Below are 20580 nucleotides of genomic sequence, written 5' to 3'. Positions count from 1 at the left end.
CCATGACTGCCGATGTCTTTGCCGCCTATGTGCTCGCCACCTTCGTGGTGCTCGCCATCCCCGGACCCACCATCCTGCTGGTGATCTCCTACGCGGTGTCGCGCGGCCGCCCGGCGATCCTGCCCTCGGTCGTGGGCGTCGCCCTGGGCGACACCACCGCCGCCACCGTCTCCCTTCTAGGGCTTGGGGCGATTCTCGCGGCCTCCGCAAGCCTGTTCATGCTGCTGAAATGGATCGGGGCGGCCTATCTGGTCTATCTCGGGATCCGGATGTGGCGGGCGGGCGCGACCGCGCTGCAGGTGAGCGAGCCGCCGGAGGACGGCGGGCGGCGCATTCTCCTGCACTGCTGGCTGGTGACCGCGCTCAACCCGAAGGGCATCGTCTTCTTCATCGCCTTCCTGCCGCAGTTCGTCTCGCCGCAGGCGGCGCTGGCGCCGCAGCTGGTGCTGCTCGGCTCCACCTTCGTGGTGCTCGCCATCGTCAACGCGCTCGCCTACGCGCTGCTCGCCGCCAAGGTGCGCGAGCGGTTCCGGCGGCCGTCGACGCTCGGCGTGGCCCAGCGGATCGGCGGATCGGTGCTGATCGCGGCGGGGCTCGCCACGGCGGCGGTGCAGCGCAGCTGACGGGGCGGCTCAGACGGTCAGGACGGCGGCGCCCTTGAGGCGGCCGGCGCGCAGGTCGTCGAGGGCGCGGTTCGCCTCGGCGAGCGGGTAGGCCACCGTCTGGGTCCGGATGCCCGCCTTCGGGGCGAGCGCCAGGAATTCGATGGCATCCTCGCGGGTGAGGTTCGCCACCGAGCGGATGACCCGTTCCTCCCACAGGTCGCGGTAGGGGAAGGCGGGGATGTCGGACATGTGGATGCCGCCGGAGACGACCGTGCCGCCCTTTTTCACGGCTTTCAGCGCGGCCGGGATCAGCGATCCGACGGGCGCGAAGATCAGCGCGGCGTCGAGCGGTTCCGGCGACGCCTCGTCCGAGCCGCCCGCCCAGACGCAGCCGAGGCTGCGGGCGAACGCCTGGGCCTCCTCGTCGCCCGGACGGGTGAAAGCGAGGACACGGCGCCCCTCGTGGCGGGCCTCCTGGGCGACGATGTGGGCGGCCGCGCCGAACCCGTAAATGCCGATCGTCTCGCCGGGGCCGGCGAGCTTCAGGGTCCGGTGGCCGATCAGGCCGGCGCACAGCAGCGGCGCCGCCTCGACGTCGGAATAGCTGTCGGGAATGCGGAACGCGAAGGAGGCGTCGGCGATGGTGTGGCTGGCGTAGCCGCCGTCGCGCGTGTAGCCGGTGAAGACGGGCGCATCGCACAGGTTCTCCCGGCCGCTGCCGCAATAGGCGCAGCTCCCGCAGGTGTGGCCGAGCCACGGAATGCCGACCCGCTCGCCGAGCGCGAAGGCGTCGACGCCGGGGCCGAGGGCGGCGACGCGCCCGACGATCTCGTGGCCGGGCACGATCGGCAGCTTCGGGTCCGGCAGGTCGCCGTCGACCACGTGCAGGTCGGTGCGGCAGACGCCGCAGGCGGCGACCTCCACCAGGATCTCGCCGGGCCCCGGCGTTGGCGTCGGCAGGTTGACGGGACGCAGCGGCGTGCCCGGACGTTCCAGAACCATTGCGTGCATGATCGACCTCCGTGGGGACCGCCGCGTCCGGCGTCTGCCATGCTTGCGTCACGCGGCTGCGTATGATCGGCCGGTGCCGGATGATGAAAGGGACTGTCTCATGATTGCGCGCACACCGCTCACCCTTGCCTTGATTTGCCTCACGGCCGGTCCGGCGCTCGCCCAGCAATCGACGCCCGGGACCGAAGGCGGCCGCTTCACGCTGCAGGAAGTGCGGGCCGGCTATCTGCGGCTCGACCACACGTCGGGCGAGGTGTCACTCTGCCGCGAGCGCGACCAGGGGTGGACCTGCGACCTCATCGCCGATGACCGCACGGCCTATTCCGACGAGATCCTGCGGCTGGAAAAGGAGAAGGCGGTGCTGGAACGCCGGGTCGCGGCGCTCGAGGAGCGCCTCGATGCGATCATCGGCCTGGCGGAGCGGCCGGTGGACGGCGAAGCCGCGCCGGCGGACGCGCCGAAGACGTCATCGGTCACCCCCGATGCCTCCATGGAGGCCGAGATCGACCAGGCGCTGGACGTGACCGAGCGCGCGATGCGGCGCTTCTTCGGCATCATCCAGGGACTGCAGCGCGACTACCAGACCGACAAGCCCGGCCAGCCGTAGGCCGCGGCGGCGGGATGAGGAAAAGCGGGCAACGGCTTCCCGGCCCGCATCCCGCGACGACGGCGGAGTCCGCTGATCGGGCGCTAGAGGTAGCGCTCGATCAGCTCGGTGACCTCCTGGTCGCGTTCGCGCCCGGTGCGGCCGCCCATCACCACGACGATCAGGCGCCGTCCCCGACGGTTGACCGACGCGACGAGGTTGAACCCCGACATGCGGACGTAGCCCGTCTTGATGCCGTCGACGCCGCGCACCTTCCCGAGCAGCTTGTTGGTCGCCTCGTAGCGGTGGCCGGCGTACGTGAACTCCTCCGTGCGGAAGAGGGGCGCGAACCGCGGATAGCGGGTCTTCAGGGCCCGACCGAGGATCGCCATGTCGAGCGCGGTGGTGACCTGCAGCGGGTCGGGAAGCCCCGACGCGTTGACGAAGCGGGTGCGCTGCATGCCGAGTTCCCGCGCCTTCGCCGTCATCTGCAACGCGAAGGCGGATTCCGTTCCGCCGAGGGCCTCGGCCACGACGACGGCCACGTCGTTCGCCGACTTGATCGCCATCGCCTGGGCGGCGTCGCTGACCCGGATCGTCGATCCCGTCTTCAGGCCGAGCCGGGACGGCGGCATCGAGGCCGCGACGCCCGAGACCGGCAGTTCGTCGTCGAGCGACAGCCGTCCCGTCTCCACTGCCTCGAACAGCAGGAACAGCGTCATCATCTTGGTGAGCGAGGCGGGGAAGCGCAGCGCCTCCGCGTTCTCCTCGTAGAGCGACTTTCCGGTGACCATGTCGGCGACGTAGACCGAATGGCCGCGCACCTCGGCGGTGCCGAGAAGCACCGACAGCGGGGAAAACTCGAGCGTCGGCGGTGGAGGGGCGACCGGTTCCGGCGCGGGCTCCGGGGTCGACTGACAGCCGGCGAGCGCGACGAGCGCTCCCAGGAACAGCGCACGCAGCAGGACGGGGAGCGGTGTCATGGCGGCCTTGTTCCTCATGCGCCGGCGGCCGACAGGCGCGGCGCCGCCGCGATCACGTCGTCGGAGAAGCGGACCGCCTTGCGCGTGGTCAGGTTCATCGCCAGCCCGATCGCCTCGACGATGGCGATCAGCCGGCCGGTCCGGGCCTCGAACTGGTAATGGCGGAAGTGGATGGTGCGGTCGGTCGCCTCGATGAGGCCGCTGATCTGCTCGACCAGGTCGCCGGGCACGTAGGCGTCGATGAGGGTCAGCCGCATCTCGACGGCGACGCGCCCCCAGCCTTCGTGGTCGAGCAGCGTCTTGGTGAGGCCGATCGTCTCCCAGACGTTCGAGGCGCCGTCGGAGACGTGGCCCACGTGCGCGCGCTCGGTGGCCAGTCCGTCGGCGCCGGTATCGGCGGGCCGGATGACGCTGCGGGCGGTGACGAACCCGCCCCGCTCGCGCAGCGTTTCCGCGCTGATGGCCTCCGGCAGGGCGTCCGTCAGGCCGCGCGGGCCATAGATCTTGGGGGGCAGGTCGACGGTCGCATCCGAGCGCGTGGCGGTCGCCGTGAGCTCGCGCGGATGGGCATCGTAGGTGTCGAGCGCGGTCGCGCAGACGCGCCCGTCAGACAGGTTCTTCAGCGCATGGACGACAGAGAAGCCGCCGTCTCCATCGTCGACGAAGCCGCTCTCGACCTCGACGAGGTCGCCCTTGCGCAGCTCGGCGTGGTAGCGGACATGACGGGCGGAGCGGACGAGCGCCGGATCCAGGTCCGTCATCGCGCGGAAGTGCAGGTCGGCCTCCTCGAAGCGCCCGAAATAGAACTGGACGTTGAGGTGATCGTTCTCGTCGCATTCCCAGGCGTTGACGAACGAGACTTGAGTTTGAAGTGCCGGCATAGGCTGCAGGTCCTTTCGTGCGGTCCGTCGGCGTCCGCATCCCAGCGTTAAAGCATGAGAGGGCATCGGAAAATGCCGACGACGAAGGAAACGGGGCTTGGCCAGTCGCTGACGCGCATCACGGTCGAGACGCGACCGCGCCATGCGCACGAGGTAACGCGCACGGTGGATGGCTGGCTGCGCGAGATCGGCGCGGGGGAGGGATTGCTGACGGTCTTCCTCCGCCACACCTCGGCATCCCTTACGATCCAGGAGAATGCCGACCCGGACGTCCTGGCCGATCTCCTGGACGCGCTCGACCGGATGGCGCCGGCCAATGCGGGCTACCGGCACGGCTCGGAAGGGCCCGACGACATGCCCGCTCACATCAAGACCATGCTCACGGGCCCCAGCCTCGCCATCCCCGTGGTTGACGGACGGATGGATCTCGGCACCTGGCAGGGGCTCTTCCTGATCGAGCATCGGGCGCGCGGACGGCCGCGCACCCTGACGCTGCATTATCTCGGCAGCTAGACATGTGCCATTCAGATCCGGGCCAACCGTGTCATTCGTGTCGGCGGCATTGCCGCGGGCACGCCCCCGGGGCCATCGGCCCCCGTCCAACTCAACAGAGTTCCGCTGGGAGAGTTTCATGAGAGCGCTGCTCGTCGTCTTCGCCGTTGCCCTCGGCATCCTGATCGGCTGGGCGACCTATGAATCGCCGTTCCTGGCGAGCTTCGCCACGATGCTGGCGAACCCCTGGGGAATCGTCGCGCTGGCCGACCTCTATCTCGGCTTCGTGGTGTTCGGACTGGTGATCGCGCTGACCGAGCGCAGCCGGCCGGTGGCGGTGGTGCTGATCGCCGCCCTGTTCGTGCTGGGCAACGTGGTCGCGGCGCTGTGGATCGTGGTGCGCTGGAAGCGCCTGCTCGAAAAGCTGCGCGACAACGTCTCGCCGGCGGCGCCGCTCTGAGGGCCCACCGGTGGTCGGCCGCGGCTCCGGCGGCGGCTGTCTTTACCCTGCCGGACGATTGCCCTTATGGTGCCATCGCAGGCTGGAATTCGTCCAGAATCACATGGCGAACGGAAGCGATCCTACAGATGCGCGATCACCATCGGCCTGACAGTCCGCAGCATGAGGGGGTGTCCGAAGCACGCCTCCTGAGCGTGCTGGACACGGCGGTCGACGCGATCATCGTCATCGACGAGAAGGCCCGCATCCTGGTCTACAACAAGGCCTGCGAGCGCCTGTTCGGCTACACGGCGGCCGAGATGATCGGGGCGAACGTCAAGGCGATCATGCCGCCGCGCTATTCCCGCGACCACGACACCTACATCGAGAACTACCGGCGCACCGGCGACGCCCAGATCATCGGCATCGGCCGCCAGGTCGAGGCGATGCACCGCGACGGCACCATCTTTCCCGTCGACCTGTCGGTGGGCGAGGCACAGACGCCGGACGGCCGCCAGTTCATCGGCATCCTGCGCGACGGCCGGCCGCGCGCCGCCTACGAGGAGCGCCTGGCCGAACTCCAGGCGGAGCTGGTCCACATGGCGCGCGTCAGCGCCATGGACGAGATGGGCTCGGCCATCGCCCACGAGCTGAACCAGCCGCTGACGGCGGCGATGCTCTATCTGCAGGCGGCGACCCGGCGGATGAAGCAGGCGGCGGAGCCGCCCGATCCGCTGGTGCTGGACGTCATCGCCAAGGCGGTGCGGGAGGCCGACCGGGCGGCGTCGATCATCCAGCGGATGCGGGACTTCATCGAGAAGCGGGAGCCGAAGCGCAAGCAGTGCGCGGTGGTCGACCTGGTCGAGGACGCCCTCGAACTCGCCATGGTCGGCTCCCGCCGCCGCGAGATCGAGATCGTGCGCGATTTCGCCGCGGATCTGCCGCCCGTCGACGTCGATGCGATCCAGATCGAGCAGATCCTGGTCAACCTCGTGCGCAACGCCGTGGAGGTGATCGCCGATGCCGAGGTGCGCCGCATCGTGATCGCCGGGGCGGTGATGGACGACGTGCTGCGGATCTCCGTCACCGACAGCGGGCCGGGCATTCCGGCCGATCAGCTGCCGGACCTCTTCAAGGCGTTCGCGTCGAGCAAGCGCAGCGGGCTGGGGCTCGGGCTTGCCATCTCCCGCTCGATTGCCCAGAACCACGGCGGCGAGCTGACGGTGGATCCGGGCGGTGGCGGCCATGGGGCCTGCTTCCGTCTCGATCTCCCGATCGCCCCGGCGCCGGCCAGGCCGGACGATCAGGCGGATGAGGAGGCGAGATGAGCGAGACCGGTGCCGACGGGGCGCTGATCTACGTCGTGGACGACGACACGTCGGTGCGCGACGCGCTGTCGGATCTGCTCCGCATCGAGGGCTTCCGCGTCGAGGCGTTCGGCAGCGGTGCGGACTACATCCGCCGCGCCCAGGCCGAGCCGGCCTGCACGATCCTCGACATCCACATGCCGGGCCGCTCGGGCCTCGACATCCTCAACCTGCTGAACGCGGCCACCTATCCCGAGCCGATCTTCATCATGTCCGGGCAGGGCGATATCCCGATGGCGGTGCGGGCGATCAAGGAGGGCGCGTTCGACTTCTTCGAGAAGCCGTTCGACGCGGACCACGTCATCGACCGGGTGCGCGAGGCGATCGCCTCGTGGCAGGGCCGCGACGCGGCGGCGGCCGACCTCACGCCCGACTTCCCGGGCGCCGAACTTCTGACGCCGCGCGAGCGGGAGGTGCTGTCGGAGATCACCGGCGGGGCCTCCAACAAGGAGGCCGGCCGCCGGCTCGGCATCAGCCCGCGCACCATCGAGGTGCACCGCGCGCGCATCATGGAAAAGCTGGGGGCGCGCAACGTCGCCGACCTCGTGCGCATCGTGCTCGGCCATTCGGGCAACGGCGCGCGATAGGGCACGCGCCGCGTCTCCCGGCGGGCGGGGTCTGTGCGTCTTATCCGGATCGGACGGATCCGGAGACGGGCGCTAGGCGGCCTGGAGCACGCACAGCCGGCAGCTGTAGTTTTCCTTGAGGTGGTAGGGGGCGACCGCGGTGGCGACGATGGTCGCCGCGCCCCTGTCGGCCAGCGCCTCGAGATGGCCGCCGTAGCCCTCTGAGTCCCAGACGTTCTCGTGGACGGTGGCGACGATGGTGCCGCCGGGGCGGACCACCCGGGCGAGCTCGTCGAAGGCCGAGGGCCCGACGTGGCCGTTGGTGAAGACGCCGACGCACACGGCGCCGTCGTAGCTGTCGTCAGCCAGATCGATCGGCGCGGTGAGGTCGGCCACGCTCAGCGACCGGTAGACGTTCTTGCCGCGCGCCACGCGCAGCATGTCCGGAGAGACGTCGATGCCGTCGACGCGCATGAAGCCCCGCGCGGCGAGCTGCTCGCCGGCGAGCCCGGTGCCGCAGCCGGCGTCGAGAATGCGCGCGGTGGGGGAAATCCGCTCCGAAAGCGCCTCGGCGACCAGCGCCGGGCCGACGTATCCCATGCCGTCGATGGTGTCGCTGTCGTAGTTGTCCGCCCAGTCCGCGTAAATGTCGCGGCAGATCTCGGGGCCACCTTCCATGGCATAGAGGCGATCGAGAATGGACGTATCGGCTTTCATGGTGGTGTTGCCTCGTCAATCTTCATTGCAGTGGATGAGGCATCATTATCCTCAATTCGTGCGCGAATTGCAAAAATCGCCGGCCGTGGCCGCGGCGTCCGCGCAATGCAGGGGGCTGGCGTCCGGAGTCTGGCGGGCGGTTCGCCAACACTCGCGCCGGCCATCCGCCCCGGCGGGTTCCGGGCTTGACCTTTGTCATGTCGCGCCGGCCTGCGTGCGGCCTATCGTCGGGTCCGTCGACGTCGAGGATAGCGCCCGTGGCCGTTCACATACTTGAAGACGACACCAGCGTTCTGGACGCCATGCGGCTGCTGCTGGAGATGACCGGCGAGCGGGTGGTCCTGCATCGCTCGGCCGAGAGCTTCTTCGAGGCGCCGCCGCCGGCGGCGGGGGATCTCGTCATCGTCGACGTGGCGCTGCCCGGCATCGGCGGGGTGGAGGTGATCCGCTGGCTCAGGCGGCTGGAGAGCGCGCCGCGCATCGTGGCGATCTCCGGACAGTCGGAGCCGTACCTGGCGCGGGCGTTCCGCAACGAGCCGGCACCGTACATCCTGCGCAAGCCGCTGAACGGCGCGGCGCTCGCCGAGCTGCTGGCCGGGCGCCCGCCGCGGGAGAGCGGGCCGCCCGCCTAGCGAGGCCTGCGACGTCCTGCCCCTCGGGATTTTCACGTACGCAGTTCATCGTACGTAACCGGCCGAATTACCTGGGCCGCGCCGAGAAGCTAGCCTCCCTCCATCGATCGCGGCACCGCGCCGCATGCGGCAACCGGCTCAATCGACGACCACAGCGGTCGTGATAGGCAGCGGCAAGCCGAGGGATCTGGAGGCAAGCAGCATGAGCATGGTTCACACCCTGGTCGACACACGACGGACGCCTGCGGCGGCCGTGGCCTCCTGCGCGGACGACTGGGACGCGCTGCTGACCTCGCCGCGCACCAAGTCGCTTCGCCTCGCCGAGCACACGGTCGTCTACTACGAGGGCGATCCGGCCGACCGCTTCTACGAGATCGTCGACGGCGCGGTGATGCTGGTGAAGCTCCTGCCGGACGGCCGGCGGCAGCTGGTCGGCATCCTCGGCCGGGGCGACATCTTCGGGCTGCCGGCGGGCGAGGACCAGGACAGCACGGCGGAGACGCTGGTGCCCTCGGTGCTGAAGGCGATCGAGCGGCGCGACGTGCGCGACTCCGCCACCCTGCTGAACCACGTGAACACGTGCCTGCTGCGCCAGATCGCCGGGCTGCGCGACCACTCCGTCCTGCTCGGCCGCAAGTCGGCCTTTGAGCGGGTGGCAAGCTTCCTGACCCAGATGGTGCCGGGGCGCGCCCTGGGCGAACACTGCCGCGGCCGGCCCGAAGGCGACCGCGACGAGGCCGTGGTGCGGATCACCATGACCCGCCAGGAGATCGCCGACTATCTGGGGCTCACCATCGAGACGGTCAGCCGGATCATCTCCGACATGAAGCGCAAGGGCCTGCTGGTGGCCGACCGCCAGGACCGGCTGCGGATCACCGACGTCTGCGCGCTCTGCCGCAAGAGCGGCTCGCGCTGAGCGGAAGCGCTCGCCGCTCACGAATTCGGGGGTCAACCAGGCCGCCGTGCGGGTTCCCGCGCGGCGGCTTCTTGATTTTGCGGGACGGCGCGCCCTATTGGAGTTCGCCAGCCGGCCGGACGGCCGCTCCGGCACCAGTCGAAAGGCTGCCGGGGAGGAAAGTCCGGGCTCCATGGAAACACGGTGCCGGGTAACGCCCGGCGGGGGTCAAACCCTAGGGAAAGTGCCACAGAAAGCAAACCGCCGGCCACCGCGCCGGTAAGGGTGAAAGGGTGGGGTAAGAGCCCACCGCGGGACTGGCAACAGGACCGGCATGGTAAACCCCACCGGGAGCAAGACCGAATAGGAGCGGCGCGGCCGGCCGAAAGGCCGTCCAGTCCGTTTCCAGACCAGCCGTTCGGGTAGGTCGCGTGAGGCGCCCCGCAACGGGCGTCCCAGATGAATGGCCGTCACGTGTCCGGATCCGTCCGGGCACCTTACAGAACCCGGCTTACAGGCCGGCTGGCGAACTTATCTCCCATGTGACGCGCGGCTCCGCCTCTGGGCGGGCCTGGATTCCGCTCCCACCGGCCCGGGAGGCGGCCGTTTCCGGCCGCCCGCCGATCCCGCGCGGCGTGGATTCTTCGTTAACGCATCCCGGGTCATTCTAGCGATCGCCGTGTCGGGCGATCGGGGACGGACTCTGTCTCCGGGCGTTCGGTCCGGCCGGGAAAAGCGTCGCTATTTCAAGCGCTTGATCCGACATTTCTGGCGGTGATCCGTCGCCCGGCCCCGCGCGAACGTGCGGGGTTGCGGGGGGCGAATCACCGGGGCGGAATCCATTCCGACCCAGGAGATTCCATTGACGCCCATACACCCCCATGATATCCCAAATGAACCCGGTCGGATGAGCGAGCGACGGCGCCACGAGCGGGGTCGGATGTTCGTTTCTGCGACGCCTGGGGTCGATTGGGTCGATGTCGTGCAGACGCACATGGAGATCGCTCCGGGCACAGTCGACCCGGTCATTGGCCCGTCAGATGGACTGCGAGAGGGCCGATGCACGGGTTCGTGTCTCACTACACGAACAGGCTGGACGCGAAGGGCAGGGTATCCATCCCCGCCCAGTTCCGTGCCGTGCTCACCCGCGACGGGTTCGAGGGGCTGTACTGCTTCCCCTCTCCGCACCAGCCGACGGTCGATGCCGGCGGCAACGGGCTCATTACTGAAATTCACAGCCGCCTCGGCGGCTTCCAGACCCTTTCCGCGGACCACGACCTCGTGTCGACGGCCCTGTTTGGCATCAGTGAGATCTTGAAGGTGGACGGGGAAGGCCGGGTGATGTTGTCCGAGACGATCAAGGCCCACGCCGGCATCACCGATCAGGTCGTCTTCGTCGGCCTTGGCTACAAGTTCCAGATCTGGGCGCCGGAGCGCTTCGCCGAGCACCGCGCCGCCGCCATGCGCCAGGCCTTCGGCATGCTGGGCGGACAGCCGGCAGGCGGGGGTGCCCCGTCATGACCGGTTTCGAAGCCACCCCGGACCGCTCCATCCATCTGCCCGTGATGTGCGACGAAGTCGTCGCGCGCCTCGCGCCGAAGCCCGGCGACGTCATCATCGACGGGACGTTCGGGGCGGGCGGCTACACGACCGCGCTCCTGGAAGCCGGCGCCACCGTGATCGCGGTCGACCGCGATCCGGAAGCGATCGCGCGTGCCGAGGCGCTCGCCGAGCAGTGGGGCGACAAGCTCATCATCGCCAAGGGCCGGTTCAGCGAGCTCGATGCCCATGCGATCGCCAAGGGGTTCCCGGCGGTCGACGGCGTCGTGCTGGACGTCGGTGTCTCCTCCGCCCAGCTCGACACGGCAGGGCGCGGCTTCTCGTTCCGCCAGTCCGGCCCGCTCGACATGCGCATGGGCCTGGACGGGCCGACGGCGGCCGACCTCGTGAACACCGCGCCCGAGCGCGCGATCGCCCAGATCCTACAGCGGCTCGGCGAGGAGCGGCGGGCCCGCGCGGTGGCCCGCGCCATCATCGCCGAACGCACCAAGGGGCCGATCGAGACCACCGACCAGCTCGCCGCGCTGGTGGCGCGCGTCGTGCCCTCGGCCCGTGACCAGATCAATCCGGCGACCCGGACCTTCCAGGCGCTGCGCATCTACGTGAACCGCGAACTGGAGGAGCTTGCCGCGGCGCTGGCCGCCGCCGAGCGGATCCTGAGCGAAGGCGGGCGCCTCGTCGTGGTCGCCTTCCACAGCCTCGAGGACCGCATCGTGAAGCGGTTCATGGCCGACCGCAGCCGCGTGCTGGCCGGCGGCTCCAGACACCTTCCGGAGAGCACCATTCCCGACGCGACCTTCGAGCTTCTGACGCGCAAGCCCGACACGCCGAGCGAGAACGAGACGCGCCGCAACCCGCGCGCCCGCTCGGCGCGGCTGCGGGCCGCGGTGCGGACGGCCGCGCCGTCTCGTCCGATCGATCTGAAGGCGCTCGGCGTGCCCATGGTGCCCGAGCTTGCGGGGTGGGAGGCATGACCGCGTACCGTTTCCTGATCCTGTTCCTCGCCATCGGGGTGCTGTTCTCGGCCTCGACCGTCTTCGCGATCAAGAAGGACGCCGAGCGGGCAGGCGAGCGCGCCGGCCGGCTGACGCGCCAGATCACCGAGGAGAAGGCCAAGATCAGCGAACTCCGCGCCGCCTGGAGCGTCGCCGACGATCCGGGCCGGCTGCAGCAGCTCGTCGACCAGCATCAGGACCTCCTGGCCCTGAAGCCGATCGAGGCCGCCCAGATCGGCACCTTCCAAGACATTCCGCGTCGCCCTCCCGAGCCTCCGGTGGATCCCCTCGCGGGATCGCCGGGCGCGGCGGCGGCAACCGGGCGATAGGGGCACGTCATGGCAAAAGACAAGCAGACCGCAGAAGCCGCCAGACGCGCATCGGGCAAGAAGGCCGCCGCGCGCGACGAGCGCGGACGCGGCCGCATCGTGCTCGCGATGGCCGCCTTCGTGACGGTCTACGTGGTGATCGCCGGGCGCCTGGTCGTGCTGGGCATGACCGACGAGCGCCCCAACGTCGCCTATCAGACCGCCCAGGAGGCCGTCTCCGCGGCCCGTCCCGACATCGTCGACCGCAACGGCGAGATCCTGGCCACCGATCTGTCGACCGCGTCGCTCTATGCCGAGCCGCGCCGGCTGCTCGACGTGGACGAGGCGATCGAGGCGCTGGCGACCGTCATGCCGGAGCTCGCCGACGGATCCACCCGCCGCAAGCTCGCCTCGGATGCCGGCTTCGTCTGGCTGAAGCGCGAGATCACCGCCGAACAGCGCGACCGCATCCACGCGCTCGGCATTCCGGGCATCGACTTCCTGACCGAGAACCGCCGCTTCTATCCGGGTGGCGGGCTGGCCGGCCATATCCTGGGCGCGGTCAACGTCGACAACGCCGGCATCTCCGGGCTTGAAAAGTACATCGACGACAACGGCCTCTCGGCGCTCCACCAGGCGGGCCTGGCCCGCACCGGCGAGGACCTCTCGCCCGTGCGGCTGTCCATCGACATCCGCGTGCAGCACGCGGTGCGCGACGAGCTGGCCCGCGCCATGGACCGCTACAAGGCGATCGCCGCCGTCGGCATCATCCTCGACGTCCACACCGGCGAAGTGATGGCGATGTCGTCGCTGCCGGACTACGACCCGAACGACCCGGCGCAGGCCCTCGACCAGGACCGCATGAACCGCGCCACCGGCGGCGTGTTCGAGCTCGGCTCGGTGTTCAAGACCTTCACGACGGCGATGGCGCTCGACAGCGGCAAGGTGAAGCTGACCGACAGCTTCGACGCGCGGCGGCCGATCCGCGTCGGCTCCTTCACCATCAACGACTTCCACGGCACCAACCGCATTCTGACGGTGCCGGAGATCTTCGTGCACTCGTCCAACATCGGCACCGCCCACATGGCGCTGAGCGTCGGCGTCGATGCGGAACGGGAGTTCCTGAAGCGGGTCGGCCTGCTCGACCGGGTCCAGACGGAGCTGCCGGAGGTGGCGTCGCCGATGCTGCCGCCCAAGTGGTCAAACCTCGCCGCCATGACGATCTCGTTCGGCCACGGCCTTTCCGTGAGCCCGATGAACGCCGCGGTTGCCGCGGTGGCGCTGATGAACGGCGGCAACCTGATCAACCCGACCTTCTTCACGCGCACCCGCTCGGAAGCCCTGTCGTCGGCCAAGCGCGTGGTCTCGGCCCGCACCAGCATGGAAATGCGCGACCTGTTCCTGCTCAACGGCCAGACGGGCTCGGGCCGCAACGCCCAGGTCGACGGCTACCGGGTCGGCGGCAAGACCGGCACCGCGGACAAGGTCGTCAACGGCCGCTACGCCCACAACAAGCGACGCAACAGCTTCCTCGCGGCGTTCCCGATGGACGATCCGCAGTACGTGATCCTGGTCGTTCTCGACGAGCCGAAGCCCGAGGAAGGCAAGAGCTACGCCACGGCCGGCTGGAACGCCGCGCCGACGGTCGCCAACATCGTGCGCCGCGCCGCGCCGATGCTCGGCGTGCCGCCGAAGTTCAACACCGACGACGCACAGGCCCTGCTGGTTTCGTTCGAGGACAACTGATCCGGGCCGGCCAGGCGACGCGGCCGGCGCGGAAGAACAATACGGGGACTGCAAGCCGCGCTCTGCGCGGCTGCCTTTTGCCCCGGCGAACATGGTAAACGGGCCGGCAACATTTCCGGCTCAATATGATTCTGTTTTGGCGACGCCCAGCGATGCTGCACGCGCGCGCAATTGGACGAAGAGGCGAGCGACATGCGTCTGCAGGAATTGGCCCCGGATCTCGATCTCGGCACCGCGGGCGGTGTCGCGATCTCGGGGCTGACTGCGGACAGCCGCAAGGTCCGGCCGGGCATGCTGTTCGCCGCGCTGCCGGGCAGCCGGGCGGACGGGTCGGCCTTCGTCGCCGACGCGGTGGCGGCCGGCGCGGCCGCGATCCTTGCCGGCACCGAGGCGCCGCTGCCGCCGGGCCTGGCCATTCCCGTCGTGCGCGATGACGATCCGCGCCGCAGGCTGGCGCTGATGGCGGCCCGCTTCGCGGGCGAGCAGCCGGAAACCATCGTCGCGGTCACCGGCACGGCCGGCAAGACCTCGGTGGCGGCCTTCGCGCGGCAGATCTTCCAGGCGGCGGGCCACGAGGCCGCCAGCGTCGGCACGCTCGGCGTCGTGACCCGGTCCGGCGCGAGCTACGGCGGGCTGACCACCCCCGACCCGGTGGCCCTTCAGCAGGAACTCGCCGACCTCGCGCGCTCCGGCATCACCCATCTCGCCTTCGAGGCCTCCAGCCACGGCATCGACCAGCGCCGCCTCGACGGCGTCCGCATCAAGGCCGCCGCGTTCACCAACCTCGGCCGCGACCACCTCGACTACCACGCCACCGTGGAGGCCTATCTGGCCGCCAAGCTGCGGCTGTTCGAGACGCTGCTCGGCCCCGACGGCATCGTCGTGTTCGATCCGCTCTCCCCCGGCGCCGAGGCCGTGGCCGAAGTGGCGAAGGCGCGCAGCCTGACGACGTTCACCGTCGGCACGGCGGGCGCCAACCTGCGCCTGATCGAGACGGTGGTGGAGGCCGACGGCCAGCGCCTGACCATCGAGGCGGGCGGCGGCTCCCACCACGTCAAGGTGCCGCTTCTGGGCGGCTTCCAGGTCGACAACGCACTGCTTGCGGCGGGGCTGGCGATTTCCGTCGGCGTGCCGCTCGAGAAGGCGCTCGGCGCGCTCGGCTCGCTGGAAGGCGCGCCGGGACGGCTCGAGCTCGTCGGCCGGACGGCGGAGGGGGCGCCGGTCTTCGTGGATTACGCCCACAAGCCGGATGCGCTGAAGACCGTGCTGGAGACGCTGCGCACCATCACCGACGGGCGGCTCTTCGTCGTGGTGGGCGCGGGCGGCGACCGCGACACCGGCAAGCGGCCGCTGATGGGCGAGATCGCTGCGGACCTGGCCGATGTGGCGATCATCACCGACGACAATCCGCGCTCCGAGGATCCGGCGGCGATCCGCGCGCAGATCCTGGCCGCGTCGCCGAAGCTGCGCGAAATTCCCGACCGGCGCGCCGCGATCCGCGCGGCCGTGTCGGAGCTGAAGGCGGGCGACGTCTGCGTCGTCGCCGGCAAGGGGCACGAGACCGGCCAGATCGTCGGCGGCGTGACCCATCCCTTTTCGGACCATGACGAGATCCGAGCGGCGCTTGCGGCCGGGCCGGCCGGCGCGGGGCCGCCGCTGTGGACCGCGCAGGCGATCGCCGCCGCCTCGAAGGGGCATCTCGCCGGGTCCGACGGCCCGGTGACCGGCGTCTCCATCGATACGAGGACGCTCAAGCCGGGCGATGTCTACTTCGCCATCCGGGGCGACCGGTTCGACGGCCACGCCTTCGTCGATGCCGCCTACAAGGCCGGTGCCGCAGCGGCCGTGGTCTCGCAGCCGACGGAGCCGCCGGCCGGGCGGGCCGCGGTGGTGGTGGGCGACGTGCTGGAGGCGCTCGGCGACCTCGGCGTCGCCGCGCGGGCGCGCTCCGACGCCCGGATCGTCGCGATCACCGGCAGCGTCGGCAAGACCGGCACCAAGGAGGCGCTGCGGCGCGCGCTGTCGGCCTCCGGGCCGACCCATGCGTCGCTTGCCTCCCACAACAACCACTGGGGCGTGCCGCTGACGCTCTCCCGGCTGTCGCCAGACTGCGCCTACGGGGTGTTCGAGATCGGCATGAACCATGCCGGCGAGATCACGCCGCTCGCCGCCATGGTGCGGCCGCACGTGGCGGTGGTGACGACGGTGGGGCCCGTCCACATCGAGTTCTTCGGCTCGGTCGAGGCGATCGCCCATGCGAAGGCGGAGATCTTCACCGGGCTCGAGCCCGGCGGCGTGGCGGTGGTCAACGGCGACGACGCGGTGACCGAGATCCTGCGCGCCGACGCGGCGGCGGCCGGGGTCGGCCGCATCGTGACCTTCGGCACCGGCGCCGACGCGGACGTCCGCCTCGTCGAGCTCGACGCCGGGCCGAACCGCTCGACGGTGACGGCCGACGTCTTCGGACGGACGGTCCGCTACGTGCTGGGCGCCCCGGGCCGCCATTCCGCGATGAACTCGCTGGCCGTGCTGGCCGCCGTCGACCTGGTCGGGGCGGACGTGGCGGCGGGCGCGGAGACGCTCGCCGGCCTGGAGGCCGGGACCGGGCGCGGCAAGCAGACCGACCTCGCGGTGACGGGCGGCAAGCTGCGGCTCATCGACGACGCCTTCAACGCCAACCCGTCCTCGATGCGGGCCGCCTTCGACATGCTGGCGCTGACGCTGGCGGGCGCCGGCGGCCGGCGGATCGCCGTGCTCGGCGACATGCTGGAGCTGGGCGCCAACGCGCCGGCGTTCCACCGCGACCTGGCCGGCCCGCTGGAGGCCGCCGGAATCGACCTGGTTTTCTGCTCGGGACCGCTGATGCGGATCCTGTTCGACGCGCTGCCGTCCGCCCGCAAGGGGGCGTGGGCGGAGACCGCCGCCGACCTCGCTCCGCTGGTGAGCCAGGCCGTGGCGGCCGGCGACGTCGTTCTGGTCAAGGGCTCGAAGGGGAGCCGCATGACGGATGTCGTCTCGGCGCTGGTCGAGCGATACGCGCCGCTTCCACCGATCCATCCGCAGGGCTGAGGGACCGAATGTTCTACCTCCTGGGCGAATTCGCCGGCGAGCTTCCTGGCCTCAACGTGTTCCGGTACATCACCTTCCGGACCGGTGGGGCGCTGCTGACCGCGCTGATCCTCGTGTTCTTCTTCGGTCCGCGCATCATCGCCGGCCTCAGGCTGCGGCAGGGCAAGGGACAGCCGATCCGCGCCGACGGACCGGCCAGCCACCTGATGACCAAGAAGGGCACGCCCACCATGGGCGGCCTGATGATCCTGCTCGGGCTGCTCGCCGCGACCCTTTTGTGGGCGGACCTCTCCAACCCGTACGTCTGGGTGGTGCTGCTGGTCACCCTCAGCTTCGGCCTGATCGGCTTCTACGACGACTACCTGAAGGTCACCAAGGCCACGCACGGCGGCTTTTCCGGACGGATCCGGCTGCTGCTGGAGGCGATCATCGCCGGCATCGCGGCGGCGGTGGTGTCGTCGCTGGGGCAGGGGTCGCTTTCCACGGCGCTGGCGCTGCCCTTCGTGAAGGACTTCGTCATCAACCTCGGCCTGTTCTTCATCCCGTTCGGGATGCTGGTCATCGTCGGCGCGGGCAACGCGGTCAACCTGACCGACGGCCTCGACGGCCTGGCGATCGTGCCGGTGATGATCGCGGCCGGCTCGTTCGGCGTGATCGCCTACCTCTGCGGCAACGTCGTCTTCGCCGACTACCTGCAGATCCACTTCGTCGCCGGGGCCGGCGAGCTGTCGGTGCTCTGCGGCGCGGTGATCGGGGCGGGGCTGGGCTTCCTCTGGTTCAACGCGCCACCGGCGGCGATCTTCATGGGCGACACCGGCTCGCTGGCGCTCGGCGGCATGCTGGGCTCGATCGCGGTGGCCACCAAGCACGAGGTCGTGCTCGCCATCATCGGCGGGCTGTTCGTGCTGGAGGCGGTGTCGGTGATCATCCAGGTCGCCTCCTACAAGCTCACCGGCAAGCGCGTCTTCAAGATGGCGCCGATCCACCACCACTTCGAACAGCTTGGCTGGACCGAGCCGCAGGTGGTGATCCGCTTCTGGATCATCTCCGTGGTGCTCGCGCTCCTCGGCCTCGCCACGCTCAAGCTGCGCTGAGGAGACAGTCGTGAGCCGCCCCGCCATTCCCGCAGCCCCGACCGCTACCCAGAGGGCAGGCCGATGATCCCGGTTGCCACCTTCTCCGGCCGCAAGGTCGCGCTGTTCGGGCTGGGCGGATCGGGCCTCGCCACGGCGCGCGCGCTGATGGCCGGCGGCGCGCTGGTGACGGCGTTCGACGACCAGCCGGCGAAGGTGGCCGAGGCGGCCGCCGCCGGCATTCCGACCGCCGACCTGCGGACCGTGCCCTTCGACGCGTTCGAGGCGCTGGTGCTGGCGCCGGGCGTGCCGCTGACCCATCCGAGGCCGCACTGGACCGTGGTGATGGCGCAGGCCGCCGGCGTGCCGGTGATCGGCGACATCGAGCTCTACGAGCGCGAACGCCGGGCACGGGCGCCCGAGGCGCCGCTGGTGGCGATCACCGGCACCAACGGCAAGTCGACGACGACGGCGCTGATCGGCCACCTGCTGAACGCCATGGGCATTCCCGCGCACATCGGCGGCAACATCGGCATCCCGGTGCTCGACCTGCCGGTGCCGGCGGAGGGAAGCGTCGCCGTGGTCGAGGTCTCGTCCTACCAGATCGACCTCGCCCCCAGCCTGGCGCCGACCGTCGGGCTGCACCTCAACATTTCCGAGGATCACCTCGACCGCCACGGCACGCTCGCCCACTACGCCTCCATCAAGGAGCGGGTGGTCGCCCGCGCCGGCGTCGCGGTCGTCGGCGTCGACGACGGCTGGTCGCTGGAGATGGCCGAGCGGCGCGAAGGCCGCGGCCTGCCGACGCTGCGGGTCTCGACCGCCGGACCGGTGCGCGACGGCGTGTTCGCCGAGGGGACCCGCATCGTGCTGGCGCGGGAGGGGTCGGAAGAGACCATCGCCGACATCTCCGGCGTGGGCAGCCTGCGCGGCCGCCACAACGCCGAGAACGCCGCCGCCGCGCTCGCCGCCGTCGTCGGCCTCGGCCACGATCCGCATGCGGCCGCCAAGGGGCTCGCGAGCTTCCCGGGGCTCGCCCACCGCCTCGAGCAGGTGGGCAGACGCGCCAACGTGCTGTTCGTCAACGATTCCAAGGCAACCAACGCCGATTCCGCCCGCCGGGCGCTGTCGAGCTTCGACCGCATCTACTGGATCGCCGGCGGACGCCCGAAGACCGGCGGCATCGACAGCCTGTCGGATCTCTTTCCGCGGGTGGCCCGGGCCTACCTGATCGGCGAGGCCACCGACGCCTTCGCCGCGACCCTGAAGGGACATGCCGAGGCCGTCGTTGCCGGCGACCTTGAGACCGCCGTCGCCCAGGCGGCCGCCGACGCCGCCAAGGCCGACGGCGAGGCGGTGGTGCTGCTGTCGCCGGCCTGCGCGTCGTTCGACCAGTTCGCGAATTTCGAAGTCCGCGGGGATGCCTTCAAGGCGCTCGTCCTCGCCCTCACCGGCATCGAACGGAGGGTTGCCTGATGGTTTCGCGCGCCGACCGCAGCATGATTGCCGAATGGTGGTGGACCGTCGACCGCCTGATGCTGATCGCCCTGGTCTCGCTGCTCGCGGGCGGCGTGGTGCTCTCCTTCGCGGCCAGTCCGCCGGTGGCCGAACGCCTGGGCCTGCCCAGCTACCATTTCGTCATCCGCCAGGCGTTCTTCGCCGTTCCGGCGCTGGCGGTGATGATCGGCGTCTCGTTCCTCCCCAACCGCAAGGTGCGGCGGCTCGCGCTGATCCTGTTCGCGGTGATGCTGGTGGCGACCATCGCGACGCTGTTCCTCGGCGACGAGGCCAAGGGCGCGCGCCGCTGGCTTTCCATTCTCGGCGTGTCGGTGCAGCCGGCGGAGTTCCTGAAACCGGCCTTCGTTATCCTGACGGCCTTCCTGTTCGCCGAGGGCGCCAAGCGCCCCGAGCTTCCCGGCAAGCTCTTCGCGGTGCTGCTGCTGGCGATGGTGGTCGCGCCGCTGGTGGCCCAGCCCGATTTCGGCCAGACGATGCTGATCTCGATCGTCTGGTGCGCGATGTTCTTCCTCGCCGGCATGCCCTGGAAATGGGTGGTGTCGCTGGGCTTCATGGGCATGGGCGGGCTCGGGCTCGCCTACCTGAACCTTCCCCACGTGGCCGCGCGCATCAACCGGTTCCTGGACCCGAGCTCCGGCGACACCTTCCAGGTCGACACGGCGATCGAGTCCTTCGTGCGCGGCGGCTGGTTCGGCCAGGGCCCGGGCGAGGGGACCGTGAAACGGATCCTGCCGGACTCCCACACCGACTTCGTCTTCGCGGTCACCGCCGAGGAGTTCGGCGTGATCATCTGCATCCTGCTGGTCTCGCTGTTCGCCTTCGTGGTGCTGCGGGGCCTGTTGCATGCGCTGCGGATGCACGACGCCTTCACCCGCCTGTCCGTCTCCGGGCTGATCGTGCTGTTCGGGGTGCAGAGCATGATCAACATGGCGGTGAACCTGCACCTGATGCCGGCCAAGGGCATGACGCTGCCGTTCATATCCTACGGCGGCTCGTCGCTGGTCGCGGTGGCCCTCGGCATGGGCTTCGTCCTCGCGCTGACGCGGCGGCGTCCGCAGACCGTCCACATCGGCCCGTTCGCTCCGGAAGCGAACTTCGCCACGCCGCAGCCGGCGTAGGGCGCATGCAGGGCGGAGA

The 20580-nt window shown here is 70.2% G+C and carries 20 protein-coding genes and 1 other RNA gene; 17 read left to right on the top strand and 4 right to left on the bottom strand.

Annotated features, from left to right (window positions below; all coding sequences use genetic code 11):
* The first annotated feature begins 2 nt into the window (after positions 1 to 2).
* Complete coding sequence (locus AB7M35_RS06915) at positions 3 to 623, top strand: LysE family translocator (protein ID WP_453958351.1); 621 nt, start codon at positions 3 to 5, stop codon at positions 621 to 623.
* 9 nt (positions 624 to 632) lie between these two features.
* Here AB7M35_RS06915 and AB7M35_RS06910 read toward each other — a convergent pair whose 3' ends face one another.
* Positions 633 to 1616 carry a zinc-dependent alcohol dehydrogenase family protein gene (locus AB7M35_RS06910; protein ID WP_453958349.1) on the bottom strand — a complete coding sequence of 328 codons (984 nt, stop codon included), beginning with the start codon at positions 1614 to 1616 and terminating at the stop codon, positions 633 to 635.
* A gap of 100 nt (positions 1617 to 1716) precedes the next feature.
* On the opposite strand from AB7M35_RS06910, the gene AB7M35_RS06905 reads away from it, so the two are divergent.
* On the top strand, positions 1717 to 2223 hold the full coding sequence (locus AB7M35_RS06905) for a hypothetical protein (protein ID WP_453958348.1): 507 nt from the start codon (positions 1717 to 1719) through the stop codon (positions 2221 to 2223).
* Between the two features lie 83 nt (positions 2224 to 2306).
* Here AB7M35_RS06905 and AB7M35_RS06900 read toward each other — a convergent pair whose 3' ends face one another.
* A complete protein-coding gene (locus AB7M35_RS06900; protein WP_453958346.1) occupies positions 2307 to 3185 on the bottom strand; it encodes a D-alanyl-D-alanine carboxypeptidase family protein in 879 nt (292 codons plus the stop codon).
* A 14-nt stretch (positions 3186 to 3199) separates the two neighbouring features.
* Positions 3200 to 4066, bottom strand: coding sequence for an acyl-CoA thioesterase (locus tag AB7M35_RS06895; RefSeq protein ID WP_453958345.1), 867 nt, complete (start codon positions 4064 to 4066; stop codon positions 3200 to 3202).
* A 72-nt stretch (positions 4067 to 4138) separates the two neighbouring features.
* Here AB7M35_RS06895 and AB7M35_RS06890 point away from each other — a divergent pair, with 72 nt between their 5' ends.
* The 4 genes from AB7M35_RS06890 (at position 4139) to AB7M35_RS06875 (ending at position 6951) form a co-directional block, all read left to right on the top strand.
* Positions 4139 to 4579: a secondary thiamine-phosphate synthase enzyme YjbQ gene (locus AB7M35_RS06890; RefSeq protein WP_453958342.1), complete on the top strand. Its 441-nt coding sequence runs from the start codon at positions 4139 to 4141 to the stop codon at positions 4577 to 4579.
* Between the two features lie 118 nt (positions 4580 to 4697).
* The gene (locus AB7M35_RS06885) at positions 4698 to 5018 is read left to right on the top strand and encodes a hypothetical protein (protein ID WP_453958341.1); all 321 of its coding nucleotides are present in this window, start codon (positions 4698 to 4700) and stop codon (positions 5016 to 5018) included.
* A gap of 170 nt (positions 5019 to 5188) precedes the next feature.
* On the top strand, positions 5189 to 6325 hold the full coding sequence (locus AB7M35_RS06880; protein ID WP_453958338.1) for a two-component system sensor histidine kinase NtrB: 1137 nt from the start codon (positions 5189 to 5191) through the stop codon (positions 6323 to 6325).
* Complete coding sequence (locus tag AB7M35_RS06875; protein ID WP_453958336.1) at positions 6322 to 6951, top strand: response regulator transcription factor; 630 nt, start codon at positions 6322 to 6324, stop codon at positions 6949 to 6951. The genes AB7M35_RS06880 and AB7M35_RS06875 overlap by 4 nt, the downstream gene beginning before the upstream one ends.
* A gap of 72 nt (positions 6952 to 7023) precedes the next feature.
* Here AB7M35_RS06875 and AB7M35_RS06870 read toward each other — a convergent pair whose 3' ends face one another.
* Entirely contained in the window at positions 7024 to 7647 is a 624-nt protein-coding gene (locus AB7M35_RS06870; protein ID WP_453958335.1) for a class I SAM-dependent DNA methyltransferase, read from the bottom strand.
* A 257-nt stretch (positions 7648 to 7904) separates the two neighbouring features.
* On the opposite strand from AB7M35_RS06870, the gene AB7M35_RS06865 reads away from it, so the two are divergent.
* The 11 genes from AB7M35_RS06865 (at position 7905) to ftsW (ending at position 20561) form a co-directional block, all read left to right on the top strand.
* Entirely contained in the window at positions 7905 to 8279 is a 375-nt protein-coding gene (locus AB7M35_RS06865) for a response regulator (protein WP_453958333.1), read from the top strand.
* A 202-nt stretch (positions 8280 to 8481) separates the two neighbouring features.
* A complete protein-coding gene (locus AB7M35_RS06860; RefSeq protein WP_453958331.1) occupies positions 8482 to 9195 on the top strand; it encodes a Crp/Fnr family transcriptional regulator in 714 nt (237 codons plus the stop codon).
* Between the two features lie 107 nt (positions 9196 to 9302).
* Positions 9303 to 9704: RNase P RNA component class A (gene rnpB, locus AB7M35_RS06855), an RNA gene on the top strand.
* 529 nt (positions 9705 to 10233) lie between these two features.
* Entirely contained in the window at positions 10234 to 10695 is a 462-nt protein-coding gene (locus AB7M35_RS06850; protein ID WP_453958328.1) for a division/cell wall cluster transcriptional repressor MraZ, read from the top strand.
* Entirely contained in the window at positions 10692 to 11708 is a 1017-nt protein-coding gene (rsmH, locus tag AB7M35_RS06845) for a 16S rRNA (cytosine(1402)-N(4))-methyltransferase RsmH (RefSeq protein ID WP_453958326.1), read from the top strand. The genes AB7M35_RS06850 and rsmH overlap by 4 nt, the downstream gene beginning before the upstream one ends.
* Complete coding sequence (gene ftsL / locus AB7M35_RS06840; protein ID WP_453958323.1) at positions 11705 to 12058, top strand: cell division protein FtsL; 354 nt, start codon at positions 11705 to 11707, stop codon at positions 12056 to 12058. The genes rsmH and ftsL overlap by 4 nt, the downstream gene beginning before the upstream one ends.
* Before the next feature lie 9 nt (positions 12059 to 12067).
* Positions 12068 to 13783: a peptidoglycan D,D-transpeptidase FtsI family protein gene (locus AB7M35_RS06835; protein WP_453958320.1), complete on the top strand. Its 1716-nt coding sequence runs from the start codon at positions 12068 to 12070 to the stop codon at positions 13781 to 13783.
* Positions 13784 to 13975: 192 nt separating this feature from the next.
* Positions 13976 to 16852, top strand: coding sequence for a UDP-N-acetylmuramoyl-L-alanyl-D-glutamate--2,6-diaminopimelate ligase (locus AB7M35_RS06830; RefSeq protein WP_453958317.1), 2877 nt, complete (start codon positions 13976 to 13978; stop codon positions 16850 to 16852).
* Between the two features lie 8 nt (positions 16853 to 16860).
* Entirely contained in the window at positions 16861 to 17946 is a 1086-nt protein-coding gene (mraY, locus tag AB7M35_RS06825; RefSeq protein ID WP_453958314.1) for a phospho-N-acetylmuramoyl-pentapeptide-transferase, read from the top strand.
* A gap of 63 nt (positions 17947 to 18009) precedes the next feature.
* Positions 18010 to 19401, top strand: a complete 1392-nt coding sequence (gene murD / locus AB7M35_RS06820; RefSeq protein ID WP_453958312.1) for a UDP-N-acetylmuramoyl-L-alanine--D-glutamate ligase — start codon at positions 18010 to 18012, stop codon at positions 19399 to 19401.
* Positions 19401 to 20561, top strand: a complete 1161-nt coding sequence (ftsW, locus tag AB7M35_RS06815) for a putative lipid II flippase FtsW (protein ID WP_453958309.1) — start codon at positions 19401 to 19403, stop codon at positions 20559 to 20561. Before murD ends, ftsW begins: the two co-directional genes overlap by 1 nt.
* The last annotated feature ends 19 nt before the right edge of the window (positions 20562 to 20580 follow it).

It is taken from the genome of Amorphus suaedae, from assembly GCF_053629675.1.
Note: the sequence above shows the minus strand (reverse complement) of the source record. Positions and strands in the feature narration are given on the sequence as shown.